13 protein-coding genes and 1 rRNA gene are annotated in these 13,343 nt (G+C 69.9%); 3 read left to right on the top strand and 11 right to left on the bottom strand.

Annotated features, from left to right (window positions below):
* Positions 1-80 (bottom strand): 16S ribosomal RNA (locus ACWEMY_RS18340); the annotation flags it as partial.
* A 682-nt stretch (positions 81-762) separates the two neighbouring features.
* Here ACWEMY_RS18340 and ACWEMY_RS18335 point away from each other — a divergent pair.
* Positions 763-1,215 carry a MarR family winged helix-turn-helix transcriptional regulator gene (locus tag ACWEMY_RS18335; protein WP_375938515.1) on the top strand — a complete coding sequence of 151 codons (453 nt, stop codon included), beginning with the start codon at positions 763-765 and terminating at the stop codon, positions 1,213-1,215.
* A gap of 51 nt (positions 1,216-1,266) precedes the next feature.
* Here ACWEMY_RS18335 and ACWEMY_RS18330 read toward each other — a convergent pair whose 3' ends face one another.
* Positions 1,267-1,671 carry a DUF7144 family membrane protein gene (locus ACWEMY_RS18330; protein ID WP_375938518.1) on the bottom strand — a complete coding sequence of 135 codons (405 nt, stop codon included), beginning with the start codon at positions 1,669-1,671 and terminating at the stop codon, positions 1,267-1,269.
* A gap of 80 nt (positions 1,672-1,751) precedes the next feature.
* Entirely contained in the window at positions 1,752-3,248 is a 1,497-nt protein-coding gene (locus ACWEMY_RS18325) for a flavin-containing monooxygenase (RefSeq protein ID WP_452390988.1), read from the bottom strand.
* Between the two features lie 63 nt (positions 3,249-3,311).
* Here ACWEMY_RS18325 and ACWEMY_RS18320 point away from each other — a divergent pair, with 63 nt between their 5' ends.
* Entirely contained in the window at positions 3,312-3,905 is a 594-nt protein-coding gene (locus tag ACWEMY_RS18320; RefSeq protein ID WP_452390987.1) for a YdcF family protein, read from the top strand.
* Between the two features lie 9 nt (positions 3,906-3,914).
* Positions 3,915-4,637, top strand: coding sequence for a VIT1/CCC1 transporter family protein (locus tag ACWEMY_RS18315; protein ID WP_452390986.1), 723 nt, complete (start codon positions 3,915-3,917; stop codon positions 4,635-4,637).
* A gap of 6 nt (positions 4,638-4,643) precedes the next feature.
* Here ACWEMY_RS18315 and ACWEMY_RS18310 read toward each other — a convergent pair whose 3' ends face one another.
* From ACWEMY_RS18310 to ACWEMY_RS18275, 8 genes are all read right to left on the bottom strand, one after another.
* A complete protein-coding gene (locus tag ACWEMY_RS18310; RefSeq protein WP_452390985.1) occupies positions 4,644-6,218 on the bottom strand; it encodes a Na+/H+ antiporter in 1,575 nt (524 codons plus the stop codon).
* A gap of 217 nt (positions 6,219-6,435) precedes the next feature.
* A complete protein-coding gene (locus ACWEMY_RS18305; protein ID WP_452390984.1) occupies positions 6,436-7,098 on the bottom strand; it encodes a hypothetical protein in 663 nt (220 codons plus the stop codon).
* Between the two features lie 132 nt (positions 7,099-7,230).
* Positions 7,231-8,190, bottom strand: coding sequence for an MlaD family protein (locus ACWEMY_RS18300; protein ID WP_452390983.1), 960 nt, complete (start codon positions 8,188-8,190; stop codon positions 7,231-7,233).
* Positions 8,187-9,233: an MlaD family protein gene (locus ACWEMY_RS18295; protein WP_452390982.1), complete on the bottom strand. Its 1,047-nt coding sequence runs from the start codon at positions 9,231-9,233 to the stop codon at positions 8,187-8,189. Before ACWEMY_RS18295 ends, ACWEMY_RS18300 begins: the two co-directional genes overlap by 4 nt.
* Positions 9,230-10,318 carry an MlaD family protein gene (locus ACWEMY_RS18290; protein ID WP_452390981.1) on the bottom strand — a complete coding sequence of 363 codons (1,089 nt, stop codon included), beginning with the start codon at positions 10,316-10,318 and terminating at the stop codon, positions 9,230-9,232. The genes ACWEMY_RS18295 and ACWEMY_RS18290 overlap by 4 nt, the downstream gene beginning before the upstream one ends.
* Positions 10,318-11,319 carry an MlaD family protein gene (locus ACWEMY_RS18285; RefSeq protein WP_452390980.1) on the bottom strand — a complete coding sequence of 334 codons (1,002 nt, stop codon included), beginning with the start codon at positions 11,317-11,319 and terminating at the stop codon, positions 10,318-10,320. The genes ACWEMY_RS18290 and ACWEMY_RS18285 overlap by 1 nt, the downstream gene beginning before the upstream one ends.
* Positions 11,307-12,311: an MlaD family protein gene (locus tag ACWEMY_RS18280; RefSeq protein ID WP_452390979.1), complete on the bottom strand. Its 1,005-nt coding sequence runs from the start codon at positions 12,309-12,311 to the stop codon at positions 11,307-11,309. The genes ACWEMY_RS18285 and ACWEMY_RS18280 overlap by 13 nt, the downstream gene beginning before the upstream one ends.
* Positions 12,308-13,342 (bottom strand): MlaD family protein, encoded by a 1,035-nt coding sequence (locus ACWEMY_RS18275; RefSeq protein ID WP_452390978.1) that lies wholly within the window; start codon positions 13,340-13,342, stop codon positions 12,308-12,310. Before ACWEMY_RS18275 ends, ACWEMY_RS18280 begins: the two co-directional genes overlap by 4 nt.
* Position 13,343 lies beyond the last annotated feature (1 nt).

Genomic DNA, 13,343 nt, shown 5'->3' with positions numbered 1-13,343 from the left:
GAAGGGCCTTACCGCTCGACTTGCATGTGTTAAGCACGCCGCCAGCGTTCGTCCTGAGCCAGGATCAAACTCTCCGTTGAAGACTCTCGAAACACCCGAAGGCGAATCAGAATAATCTAAAGACTAGAGTCCGAAAACCTAGCAATGCCGAACACCAGCAAAAGTTTGCTGACATTCAAAATGTCCACTCCTCAACCGGGGGGTATGAGAAGCGGAACCAATATAATTATTGGCACTGACATTCATCGACACACTATTGAGTTCTCAAAGAACACACGCACAAGCTTCTACCCGCAACATGTAGCAGGGGTTTCAGCAGGGCAAGGGTTCACACTGTAGCTCAGACCCAGCACCGGAAGCAAGCTCCCAGCATCATGACCCCGAACACATGATCAGTCAGGCGCTCATCGTCCTACCTCGTTTCCCTGCCACCTGGTGGCCGGGTCGGTGTCCGTGTCGCTCTGACTCGGATTAAGTTACGCATCGCCGAACACGAAGTCAAATCGCCTGGAAAATCCGGTATTTCCCCAGGTGGGATGCACTCGACGCCCGCCGGTAGCGTCTGCTCCCCCGACGACGCGCACCCGCTCGATCGACGGCGATCCACCGGCAACTGATCATTCGTCCAACGGATCGGGTTCCCAATTCCGAGCTCTACCAGTCGACATGATCCGTCACACGTAGACACCGACCATCCCCCGATATAGGGTTTGCCGACATTCAGCAATTTTGCAGCTAACGTCAGGGTGGAAGGAGGCCGAGGTGATCGACGATCTCGATTCGACCGAGCGTCGCGCCTGGAGTGCCGTGCTCACGCTGGCGATGCGGGTGCCCAGTGCCCTCGACTCCCGGCTGCAACGGGAGTTCGGCGTGACGCACTTCGAGTATCGGGTGCTCGCGCTGCTGCGGGAGGCGCCGGCGCACCGGATGCGGCTGAGCACGCTGGCCGAGCGGGGGCACGGCTCGATGTCGCGGCTCTCGCACGTGGTGTCCAAGCTTGAGCGGGTGGGCTGGGTGCGGCGCGAGACCGCGGAATCGGGACGCGGGGTTGATGCCGTGCTCACCGGCAGTGGGCTGGCCAAGGTGGTGGCGGCGACACCGGAATACCTGGTCGCGGTGCGCACGCTGGTGCTCGACGGGCTCGACGAGCCGCAGAAGATCGAACTGGCCGCGCTCGGCGAGCGGCTGTCCCACCGGCTGGCCGGGCACACCTAGAACGCCGCCCCCGCGAGGCGGGAGCGGCGTCCGGTCGAGAGCGGGTGGAGGTCAGTACCGGTCGGGGCGCCAGGTGGCGACCGCCCAGATGACCACGATGTCGATCACGATGATCAGGATCGACCACCAGGGGTAGTACGGCAGCCACAGGAAGTTGGCGATGATCGACAGCGCGGCGATCACCATGGCCGACACCCGGCCCCAGGTCTGCCCGGCCAGCAGGCCGATCGCGACGATCACCGCGATCGCACCGAACACGATGTGCCACCAGCCCCAGCTCGTCAGGTCGAACTGGTAGGTGTATGCGGGCCCGACGACGATCAGATCGTCGTTGGCCACCGCCGCGATTCCCTGGAGGATCTGGAGAACACCGACCACCGCGAGCAGGATGCCTGCTCCGATGGAGGTTCCGGCCGCGATTCCGTCGCGAACCGGGTGCTGATTCTGGGTTGTCATCGCTGGGCCTTTCCCGTCGGGTCAACGCCAAGTGCCACAACGGCACATACCGACGGTAGGAAGCCGCGCGCGGACTCACCTCACCCGTTGTGGGTGAACTCGCGCACGCGCCGGACCGGGCGCAAGGTCTTGGCGAGGTCGGTGCGCGCGATGAGCAGCACATCGAGCAGGTAGTTCTGGCGGACCCGCCACGGATGCTTGTCGCCCTGTCGGGGGAAGGCGGCGATCGAGCGCAGGATGTAGCCGGCGTTCAGGTCCAGCAGCGGGCGCGGGGTGGGGGTGGTCCGCGGCTGCGGGACCACGGCCTCGTGACCGGTGCGGTCGAGGTGGGACAGGACCTTGCAGACCAGGCGGGAGGTGAGGTCGGCGCGCAGGGTCCAGGAGGCGTTGGTGTAGCCGACGCAGATCGCGAAATTGGGCAGGCCGGTGAGCATGGCGCCCTGCCAGACGAACTGTTCGTCCAGGGCGACGGGCTTGCCGTCGACCGAGGGGGCGATACCGCCGAAGGCGAGCAGGCGCAGGCCGGTGGCGGTGACGACGATGTCGGCGGGCAGTGTGGTGCCCGAGGCCAGGCGGATGCCCTCGGGGACGAAGGTCTCGACGCGATCGGTGACCACGGTCGCCTTGCCCTTCTTCATCGCCTTGAAGAAGTCGGCGTCGGGGGCGGCGCACAGGCGCTGGTCCCACGGGTCGTAGTCGGGGGTGAAGTGCTCGGCGACGAGCTCGGCGTCTTTGAGGATGCGGGTGGCCAGGCCGGTGAGCAGCTTGCGCGCGGCCGCGGGGCGACGGCGGCAGTACTGGTAGAAACCGATGTTGAACAGGATGTTCTTGGTGCGGATCACCCGGTGGGCCAGGCCGGCGGGGAGCAGTTCGCGGATCTTGTCGGCTTGCTTGTCGCGGCCGGGGACCGCGCTGATCCAGGTGGGTGTGCGCTGCAGCATGGTGACGTGCTCGGCCTCGGCCGCCAGCGACGGGACCAGGGTGACGGCGGTGGCGCCGCTGCCGACGACCACGATCCGCTTGCCGCGCACGTCCAGGTCGGCGGGCCAGAACTGCGGGTGCACCACGGTGCCCGCGAAGTCCGCGCGGCCGGGGAACACGGGGTCGTGCGGCTGCTGGTAGTCGTAGTAGCCGGCGCAGGCGTAGAGGAAACCGCAGGTCAGGGTGCTCAGTTCGGGGCCGTCGGGGCCCTCGTGGGCGATGGTGAGCTGCCAGCGGGCCCGCGCCGAGGACCAGTCGGCGCCGATCACCCGCGAGCCGTAGCGGATGCGCTTGTCGATGCCGTTCTCCTGGGCCGTCTCGCGGATGTAGTCCAGGATCGAGGCGCCGTCGGCGATGGACTTGGCCGCGCGCCACGGCTTGAACGGGTAGCCGAGGGTGAACATGTCCGAGTCGGAGCGGATGCCCGGGTAGCGGAACAGGTCCCAGGTGCCGCCGAGATCGGCGCGGGCCTCGAGCACGGCGTAGCTGCGGTGCGGATGCTCGGTCTGCAGCCGATAAGCGGCCCCGATGCCGGACAGTCCTGCGCCGACGATGACGACGTCGAGGTGTTCGGGGGCAACGGCGGAGTCGGTCATGGCGTCCAGTGTGCCTGGCCCGAGGCGGGGACAGAAGGGCGCCGTTTCGCCTATCGTCGGGCGGTGTCGATTCTCCGGCGCACCGGGTGGTCGCTCCTGGGCGCACTGGTCATCGTGGCGGCGGCCGGGATCGCGGGGCTGCCGGTCTATGTCGCACCGCAGCGTGATCCGGTGCGCGCCGCCGATGTCGTCGTGGTGCTCGGCGGTGGTCCCGACGAGCGTGTCGAGGTGGGGATCGCGCTGGCCGAGCACGGGCTGGCCGCGGAGGTGCTCATCTCACTGGGTGCGGAGCCCAACGATCCCCGGATGGACCGGTACTGCGGTGGGCGGTTCCCGTTCCGGGTCTCGTGTTTCGCGCCCGATACCGCGCGCACCGACGGCGAGGCGCGCGAGATCGTCCGGCGCGCGACGATCTACGGGTGGCGTCATCTCATCGTGGTGACCTCGACGCCCGAGCTCTCGCGCGCCCGGCACCTGGTGGGCAAGTGTTTCGACGGTGAGCTGACCATGGTGGCGGGGGCGACCGGCGCGGGCGCGAAATACTGGACGTGGATGTATGTGCGCGAATCCGCCGGTTATCTGCGGGCTTTCGTGAACCAGCGCTGCGAGGCGGTGGTCGCGGCGCGGCGCGGGGCGGCCGGGGCGGCGCCGGATTAGGCTGACCGGGTGCCGGACCCGTCATCCACCGCCCACCCGCACGAACCGCACGCCGAGAGCTTCGCCGCGCGGCTGAACTGGCTGCGGGCCGGGGTACTCGGCGCCAACGACGGGATCGTGTCCACCGCGGGGCTGGTCGTCGGTGTCGCCGCGACCACGAACAACACACAGACGATTCTCGCCGCGGGCATCGCCGGGCTGGTCGCGGGCGCGATCTCGATGGCCGCCGGTGAGTACGTGTCGGTGAGTACCCAGCGCGATTCGGAGAAGGCGCTGCTGGCGAAGGAGCGGCGAGAGCTGGCCGACGATCCCAACTCCGAGCTGGTCGAGCTGGCGGGGATCTACGAGGCCAAGGGGCTGAGTCCGGCGACGGCGCGCACGGTCGCCGAGGAACTCACCGCGCACGACGCGTTCACCGCGCACGCCGAGGCCGAGCTGGGGCTGGACCCGCGCGAGCTGACGAACCCCTGGGCGGCGGCGATCTCCTCGGCGATCGCGTTCACCTGCGGTGCGCTGCTGCCGCTGCTGGCCATCGCGATCCCGCCGGCCGGGTGGCGGGTGCCGGTGACCTTCGCGGCGGTGCTGGTGGCGCTGGCGCTGACCGGTTCGCTCAGCGCGCGGCTCGGCGGCGGTCTGCGGCGCCGCGCCGTGCCGCGGGTGGTGATCGGTGGCGCGCTGGCCATGGCGATCACCTACGCGATCGGCACCCTCACCGACACCCTCGGAGCGTGAGCGGGGTCAGTGGGCCGGGCCGAGGTCGAGCCTGCGGATGACCCGGTCGACGACATCGGGTGGGATGCCGGGCTCGCGGCGGGCGGCCTGGGCCTCGCGGCGGCCCGCCTCGACGACGGCCAGCCGGACCCCGCGCATGCGGGACGCGAGGGCGCGTTCCTTTTCCAGGGTGGCTCGGGCGTCGGCGTCGGCGGCCTCGGGGTCGGCCTTGGCCGAGAGGTGGCGTAAGGCGTCGCGCAGGTCCTCGTAGACGTCGTCGGGGAGGTCGTCGCGGGCGGCGATACGTTTGAGTTCGGCGAGTTCGGCGTGCAGGACGCGGGTCCACAGGGCCTGTTCGACCGCGCGTTCCTCGCGGGTGTCGGCGTGCACGCCGGTGATCCGCACGATCAGCGGCAGGGTCGGGCCCTGCACCAGCAGCGTGAACAGGACCACGGCGAAGGCAACGAACAGGATCTCCGAGCGGGCCGGGAAGTCGGCGCCGGAATCGATGGTGAACGGGACGGCCAGCGCCAGCGCGACCGTCGCCACCCCGCGCATGCCCGCCCACCAGGTGACGATCACCTCGCGCCAGGTGAACGGCTCGTCGGTGTAGCGCCACAGCTTCATGCTGATCAGCCAGGTGACCAGCAGCCAGACCAGCCGCAACAGCACCACCACGGCGATCACCGCGACGGTGACCCCGGCCAGTTCGGGCCAGTTGGCGCCGGTGGTGTCGATGACCACGCGCAGTTCCAGGCCGATCAGGGCGAAGGCGAAACCGGTGATGAGCATTTCGGTGATGTCCCAGAAGGAGTCGGCGACCAGGCGGTACTCGCGGTCGACGATCTCGGTCACCGCGTCGGTGAGATACAGCGCGCAGACCAGCACCGCGAGCACCGCCGAGCCCTCCCAGTGCTCGGCCAGGCCGTAGGCGACGAAGGGCAGCAGCAGGGTCAGCGCCACCTGGCTGATCGCGTTGTCGAGATAGCGGGTGACCTTGCTGCCCACCCAGCCCAGCGCCAGGCCGACGCCGAGCCCGACCACCGCGGCCAGCACGAAATCGCCCAGGGCGTGCCAGGGCGAGAACAGGCCGGTGACCACGGCCTGGATGCCGACGGTGTAGATGACGATCGCGGTGACGTCGTTGAACAGGCCCTCGCCGCCGAGGGTGACGATCAGGCGGCGGGGCAGCCCGAGCCGACCCGCCATCGATGTGGCCGCGACCGGGTCGGGTGGGGCGACCAGCGCGCCGAGCACCACGCCCGCCGCGACCGCGACGGCCGGGTTCCAGGCGTGGAAGACAGCGGCGACCGCGATCGCGGTGACGATCACCAGGCCGACCGCGCGCAGGGCGATGATCTGCCAGTTCTCGGCGAACTGGCGCCAGGAGGTGCGGCGCGCGGCGGCGTAGAGCAGTGGGGGCAGTACCAGCGGCAGGATCAGCTCGGGCGGGATGTTCAGGCTCGGCACGGCCGGGATCACCGCGAGCAGGCAGCCGAAGACCGTCATCAGGATCGAGGGGGCGACACCGATCCGGTCACCGAAGGACTCGGCGAGCACGGCCGCGAGCAGGATCACCAGAGTGAGCACCAACTGGTCCATAGCCGACCAGTGTCACGGATTCCGGCGGGCCCCGGAGGCCGACCCGCCGGTCGGGACGACACCGTCCCACCCCGGCCACGGCAGCGATGCTCGGGCCCGGCCAGTCGAACCCCGCCCGGTCACGGCGACAGCGCGCAGGCCAGCCGGTGAGACTCGGTCGCGGCGGCGGTGACGGAGCAGCGAGGGGAACGCTCGTCGGCTGGGCGTGGGCGGGATGTCAGCCGAGGACGGCGGCGGCCGGGGGTAGCAGGATCGGCGGCAGGGGGAACGGGAGTTGGATGGCGGGTGGGGGCGGGGGCGGAGCCGGGGCAGGGGCTGGGGCGGGTTCGGGCGCCGGGGCGGGTTCCGGTGGGGGCGGGGGTTCGTAGGCCGGGGGCTCGTAGACGGGTGGGGGTGGCGGTTCGGGTGCCGGGGGTGGGGGCGGCGGGGGTGCTTCGACCGGGGCCGGTTCCGGCGCGGGGGCCGGGGCGGGGCCGGGAGCGGGAGGTGGGGCGGGCTCGCCCGCGGGAGGTGGTGCGGGGGCGGTGACCGGGGCCGGGTTGTCGGGGGTGGTGGCCGTGCACTGCCAGGCGCCGTCGTCGTCGACCCGCCAGTGCGCGACGATCCCGCCCGCCGAGCAGTTGCCGCCGACGCGGCGCGCGGGCCAGGGTGGGGCGAAGCCGACATCGGTGGCTTCGTGATCGGAGGACTCGTCACCGACCGGCAGGCCGCTGTTGCCGCGCATCGGGTTGACCGGGTCGTTCTCGTCGCCCTGGCCGGCGCGCAGCAGCAGGCCGAGGGCGACGACGAGCGCGAGCAGCGCGGCCAGCACCGCCGCGATCGCGATCGTTCGAGTACTGCGCCCGGATTCCTGCTCGGGGGCTTCGCTGCTCTCTGCCATCGCACCGCCTTCGACCGCGGACCAGGACTCCCCTCGTCCAGCAGGCTACCGCACGGTTGCTCGCCGATGGCCGCACCGCAACCGACAACCACTGGCCAGGGCGAATACCTATATCCAGTGGTTGCCAGATGTTTACTTGATCGCGACCCGAACCTTCACCGCGTCGGCGTCGGTGTTGTGCAGAGCCTGGGCGATCAGGGCGCCGAGGTCGAGCTGCGGGCCGGTGGCGGTCACCGATTCGGTGAGCGGACGCAGGCCGGGCAGCAGCGCCGACAGCTCCGGACCGAGCTCGTCGAGCTTGGCGGCGAGCTCCTGCAGGAAGGGCACCAGGCCGCCGTCGCGCAGGTACATCTCCGGGTCGCCGCCCGCGGCGCTCACCCGGCCGACCGACTCGACGAACTGATCGATGACGTGCGCCAGCCGGCGGAATTCCGGGGCGGCGGCCGAGGTGGCCGGGCCGGCCCAGCCGATGTCGCCGGAGACGTACTCGAAGTTGTTCTGCAGTTCGGCGATGGCGGGCGCGCGGCTCATGATCGCGGCGGCCAGCAGGTCACCGGCCCTGGCCAGCTCCGGGATGACGTTCTCGGTGCCGACCATGGCGGTGCCGAGAGTGTCGACCAGCGAGCCGACGACGGTGGGGTCGAGCTGCTCGACGGTCTTGGTGACCAGCCGCGCGACCTCCGGGATCGACATCGGGGTGCGCACGTTCTCCCCCGCCAGGTGCTGACCGTCGGCGACGAACGGCCCGTCGGCACCGCGCGGGACGAACTGCACGTACGGCTCACCCAGCGAGGACAGGTGCTCGATGGTGACGACGCTGCTCATCGGCACCTTGTGCTCGGCGCCGAAGCGGAAACCGACCTGCACGCGCCCGGCCGCCGAGGTGTCGACCGCGGTGACCTTGCCGATCTCGATGCCGGTGAGCAGGATCGGCGAGCCGACGCTGAGACCGCCGGAATTGGCCAGTTCGATCGAGGCCTCGGTGTAGTCGGCGAACGGGTCGACGCGCACGACGCCGAAGGTCAGATAGCTCGCACCGAGGACGGTGATGGCGGCGATACCGCCCAGCGAGGCCAGGGCACCGATCTTCATCGCACCATTCCGATCATCCGCAGGGCGGTGACGATCTGCTCGACCCGTTCCTCCTCGGAGACCCGCACACCGGTCACATTCACCTGCGGTTTCTGCGCGAACGGCAGCACGCGCTCCTGCAACAGGGTGCTGAGCAGAGCCATGTTGCCCGGGGTGCGCGAGTCGGGCGCGCCGCCGGTGGCCAGCGGCAGGAAGGCCGCCACGGCCGCGTCACCGGAGTTCGCGACCGGCGCGAGCCAGGTCAGCGAGGAGCCGACCGGGCCGAGGGCCTCGAAGATCTTCATGGTCTTGGCGATCGAGTCGGCGGTGCCGGTGAGCGCGGTGACGGCCTCGGGGGTGAGGATGTTGGTGAGCTCGGGGCCGATGCCGACCATGACCTCGGCATTGGCGGCGAGGCCGTCGACCAGCAGGTCGACCTGGTCGAGGTTGGCGGCCAGGTCGGCGGCGTCGGCGCCCATGACCGCGGAGATGCGCGCGGTCTCCTGCGGGTCCTGCGGCATGACCGAGTTGATCCGGCCGATCATCTCCTGGAGCTGACCGATGGCACCGCCCTGCACGAACAGGGCCATCGTCGCCATGGTGTCCTCGAGCTGGACCGGCGGTTTGGTGTGGTCGATGCCGATGGTGCCGCCGTCGCGCAGCAGCTGACCGAAGCCGTCCTTGGGGGTGGTCAGCGAGAGGTGGATGTCACCGAGGATGGTGTCCTGGCGCAGTTCGGCGATGGTGGAGGTGGGCAGCTGCACCGAGTCGCGGATGTCGGCCTCGACGACGACGTAGCCGCCGCGACCGGCGGGGGCGTCGGCGGGCTGGACCACCCGCACGCCCTCGACGATGCCGATCTCGGCGCCGTTGGCGATCACCTTCGATTTCGCGGGCAGGTTCAGCGCACTGCTGAACTCGATGTTCACCCGGTAGGTCGGGCCGCTGAGGGTGGCACCGGGCACCGGCACCTCGGCGGGGTCGAAGCCGCAGCCGCCGACTGCGAGCCCGGCCGCGACCAGGGCCGCGATCATGCCGTGCCGCACAGTCTTTCGCGTGTTCATCGAGCACCTGCCATTCCCAGCACGACCTGCGCGAGGTTCATATCGGACAGGCCCTGCGCCGGGTCGGCGCACTGGCCGGGGACGAGCGCGTTCACCGCGGCGCAGACCTGGTCGGCCTCACCGGCGGGCAGCGCCACCCGCGGTGGGGCGTAGGTGATCGCGGTGCCTTCGGTGACCCCGCGCAGCGCCGTGGCCAGCGCGGGGGTCTTGGCCACGATCTCGCCGAGCGATCCGGCGTTGGCGCGCAACAACTTCACCAGCGGGACGGCGCCGTCGAGCGCGCCGATCAGCGGGTCACCGAGGATGGTGGCGAAGTCGTTGAGCATCGGCAGCAGTTCACCCAGGCCGTCGAACAGGGTGGTCGCCGGGCCGAGCAGGTCGTCGGAGGACTGGCTCAGCAGCGGCGCGAGCCGGGTGAGCATGGACTGCAGGTCGCCCCAGTTGGCGGCCACGCGGTTGGAGACCGAGGCGAACGCGTCGAAAAGCCCTGCGAGATGGCCGATGTCGGCGTCGGGCTGGTTCATCGCCGAACCCAGCTTGTGCACGAGTTCGTTGACGGTGGGGCCGGTGCCCACGGTGGCGCGGTCCAGTGCGGCCAGACCGTCGACCAGCGCGGTGGGCTGACCGGCCTCGCCGCCGGAGAGCTGCTCGGACAGGCTCGCCAGCGCGGTGAGGGTCTCGGTGATGCTCTTGGGCGTCAGGGTTTTGGTGATGCAGCCGGGGCCGAATTCGCGGGTGTCCTCGCCGCTGCTGAGCACGGCCAGGTTGCGGTCGGCGGCCACCGAGTAGGCGACCGTGGTCGCCGAGGCGTCGGCGAGGACCGGATGGTCGGCGTCGACCTCGAAATCGACACGGACCGTGGCGCCCTGGTTGCGCACCGCGGTCACCTCACCGACATCGATACCGCGCATGGTGACGTGGTTGCCGGGATACAGGCCGATCGCGTCGGGCATGATCGCGCAATAGGATTCGGTCTTCTTCAGCGGGTCGAAGGCGACGAAGTAGCCCGCCGCCACCAGCGCGACCAGCACGCCGACACCCGCGATCGACATGAACGCCTGCGAGCCGAGCAGTCGTTTCAGCATCAGCAGTCCTTCCCGGGCAGCGGCACGCACACCTGGGTGCCGGACTGGTCGACGACCACGCCCGCGCCCAGTTCGGTGAGCTTGGTCTGCAGCGAGCCGACGGTGCCCAGCAGCGGCTCGAGCTGACCGGTCAGCTCCTGGAGCTTGGGCAGCGCGTCGGCCAGGGCCTGGGCCTGCGGCTTCAGAGTCGAGTCCCAGGAGGGGGCGAGCCCGGCGAGCCTGCCGACCACCGAGGTGAGCAGCCGAACCGCTTCGGCCAGTTCGGCTTTACGGCTCAGCAGCAGGTCCTCGAGCAGGTTGACGTTGTCCATCAGCCTGCCCAGATCGGACTTGGCGCCGTCGTACATGGAGATGTACTCGTCGAGGATGGCGATCGAGCGCGAGACCTGCGAACGCTGGCGGTCGAGCATGTCGACGTACTTGCCGACGGTGTCGAGGGTGCCGCGCAGCGCCTCCGGGGAGTTGGCGATGGCGTCGTTGGCCGCGGCCAGGTTCTTGCGCACCGTGTCGCCGTCGACGGTGGCCAGCGGGGTGGTGGCGTCCTGGAAGGTCTCGATCAGGCTGTAGGGCAGGCGGATCCGGTCGGCCGGGATGGCCGTCTCGCCCAGCGGCTGCGAGCCCGCGGGGTACAGCGCGACGTAGTGGCCGCCGACCACGGTGAGCATGCGGATGTCGAGGGAGGTCTGATCACCGACGAACACGTCGTTGTCGACGGTGAATCGCATGATCACCTTGTCCGGCTTCAGCTCCAGGGAGGTGACGCTGCCGACCGAGATACCGGCCAGGCGCACGTCGTCGCCCTCACGCACCGACTGGGCCTCGCTGAGTTCGGCGGTGTAGGTGTGCTTGCCCAGCGGCACCACGTAGACGATGCCCGCGCCGATCATGAACAGCACCACCAGGGCCAGGCCGATGATGCCCAGGCGCAGTTCCCGTGCGCGCTTGGATGCTTCGTCGAGGATCGGGCGGTCGCCGGAGAAGAACTTCGTCAGGCGTTGCATATCGTGACCTTCTGTCCGGCGATCAGCACCTGCAGGGGCGCGGGTACCTCGGCGGCGCCGTTGCTGCAGTGCGGTGTGAAGTCGGCGAACCCGCGCGAGAGCGAGGCGTCGAAACCGGCGAGCAGGCCGGGCAGCCGCCCGAAGACCTCGACCGCCTGCCGCGGGTCCGGGAAGAGGCTCGCGATCAGCGCGTCGATATCGGCGCCGCCGCCCTCTGTCAGGCCGAGCGAGGCGAGCATCCGGTCGACCGGGCCCAGCACCGAGGGCGCGGTCATCGCGAACTGCGCGACGCCACCGATATTGCGCTGCATGGCCTCGAAGATGTCGGTGAGCCGGGCCAGCAGCGGCAGCAGATGTCCGACCTGGCCGCCGTGGCGTTCCGAGAGCGTCGACAGGTTGCGGATCAGCGTGCTGACCACCTGCTGACGGTCCTCGGCGTAGCTCGCGAGCTGGTCGATCGCGGTGAGCGCGGGGCCAAGGCCGCTGCCGTCGCCCTCGATGACGGCCAGCATGCTGGCGGTGAACTGGTTGATCGCCTCCGGCGACAGCGTCGCCAGCACCGGCTTCAACCCGCTGAACAGGCTGGTCACGTCGAAGGACGGGACGGTCATGTTCGCGCCGATGCGTGCGTCGGCGGCGATGCGGGTGCCGGGGACCGTCGCCTGCTGGAGGTCGATGTAGCGCTGGCCGGTGAGGTTCTGGTAGCGGATGGCCAGGGTGCTGTTGTCGTAGATGGGGGTGTCGGTCTTGACCGTGAGGTGGACCTTGGCCTTGTCGCCCTCGAGGCTGATCTTCTCGACCTTGCCCACCTGCACGCCGAACATGCGCACGTCGTTGCCGACCTTGAGGCCGTTGGCGTCGGTGAACAGCGCGTCGTGGGCCGCGGTGTCACCGGAGACCGGCCGCTTGATCAGGGTGAACACGAGTCCGAGCACGGCGACCATCACCAGTGCGAACGCGCCGAGTCGCAGCGCTACGCCACCGATCTTCATCGCGCACCGTCCTTTCCGAACAGCGGCACCGCCAGTGCCGGGACACCGGCGAGCTCGACGTCGAGGTTGAGCACCGGGCCCTCGGGTCCCACCGGCATGGCGCCGAGCAGGTTGGTGAGCAGGGCACGCAGGTCGGCGCCGGTCTGTGCCGGGTTGGGCGACATCTGGGCCAGCGCGTAGAGCATGGGCGCGAGCATGTCGGTGGTCTCGGCGAAGTGGCCGCCCGCGGTGTTCACGGTGGTGGTCAGGGCGGGCAGGATGCTGCCGCCGATCACGCCGACGCCGATGTCGTAGCGGTCCTTGTCGACCTGGGTCACTTTGATCTCGCTGAGGGTGTCGATCACCTGCATGGTGGCGCCGGCGAACTCGCCGCCGCCCGCGAAGGCCGGGCCGAGCCTGCCGAACAGCTCCGACGGGGAGACGTCCTGGTTGTCGGCGATGGTCTTGGCCACGGTGATCAGCGCCTGCACCAGCGGGGTGAAGGCCTTGAAGTCGGCGGCCAGCTGGGAGACCACGGTCGCCATCTGCGGGCTGGTCACCGTCATGCCGACCTGGGACAGGCTGCGCAGGATGGCGCTCATGGTCGCGTCGTAGACGCGGCCGGAGTTGGCGCCGGTGAGGTCGAGGACCGCGCCTTCGCGCAGCGGCGCGCCGCCGGTGCCGCGGCGCAGTTCCAGCTCCGCGATGCCGAACAGGTTGGTCGGGGCGTAGTCGACGGCGAGGCTGTCGTCGATGCCGTGCAGGCGCTCGGCGTCGAGCAGCAGCGAGATCTGCTGGGTGCCGCGCTCGCCGGGGGCCACCTCGGCGACCTCGCCGACGGTGACACCGTCGATGCGGACCTGGCTGCCCGCGCTGATGCCGTCACCGAGGTGTTCGGTGTGCAGCGCGATGCGTAGGCCGTCCTCGGTCTTCACATTGTTGTAGACGACGGTGGCGAGCACGACCGCGGCGATGATGCCGAGGATGACCGCCCCGGTCAGCCGGGAGGTCCGTCGGTCGGCGGCCACGCCGGGCATTCCGTAATTCGGCACT

It is taken from the genome of Nocardia sp. NPDC004415 (genome assembly GCF_053602435.1).
This window is presented reverse-complemented; position numbering and strand designations above follow the sequence as displayed.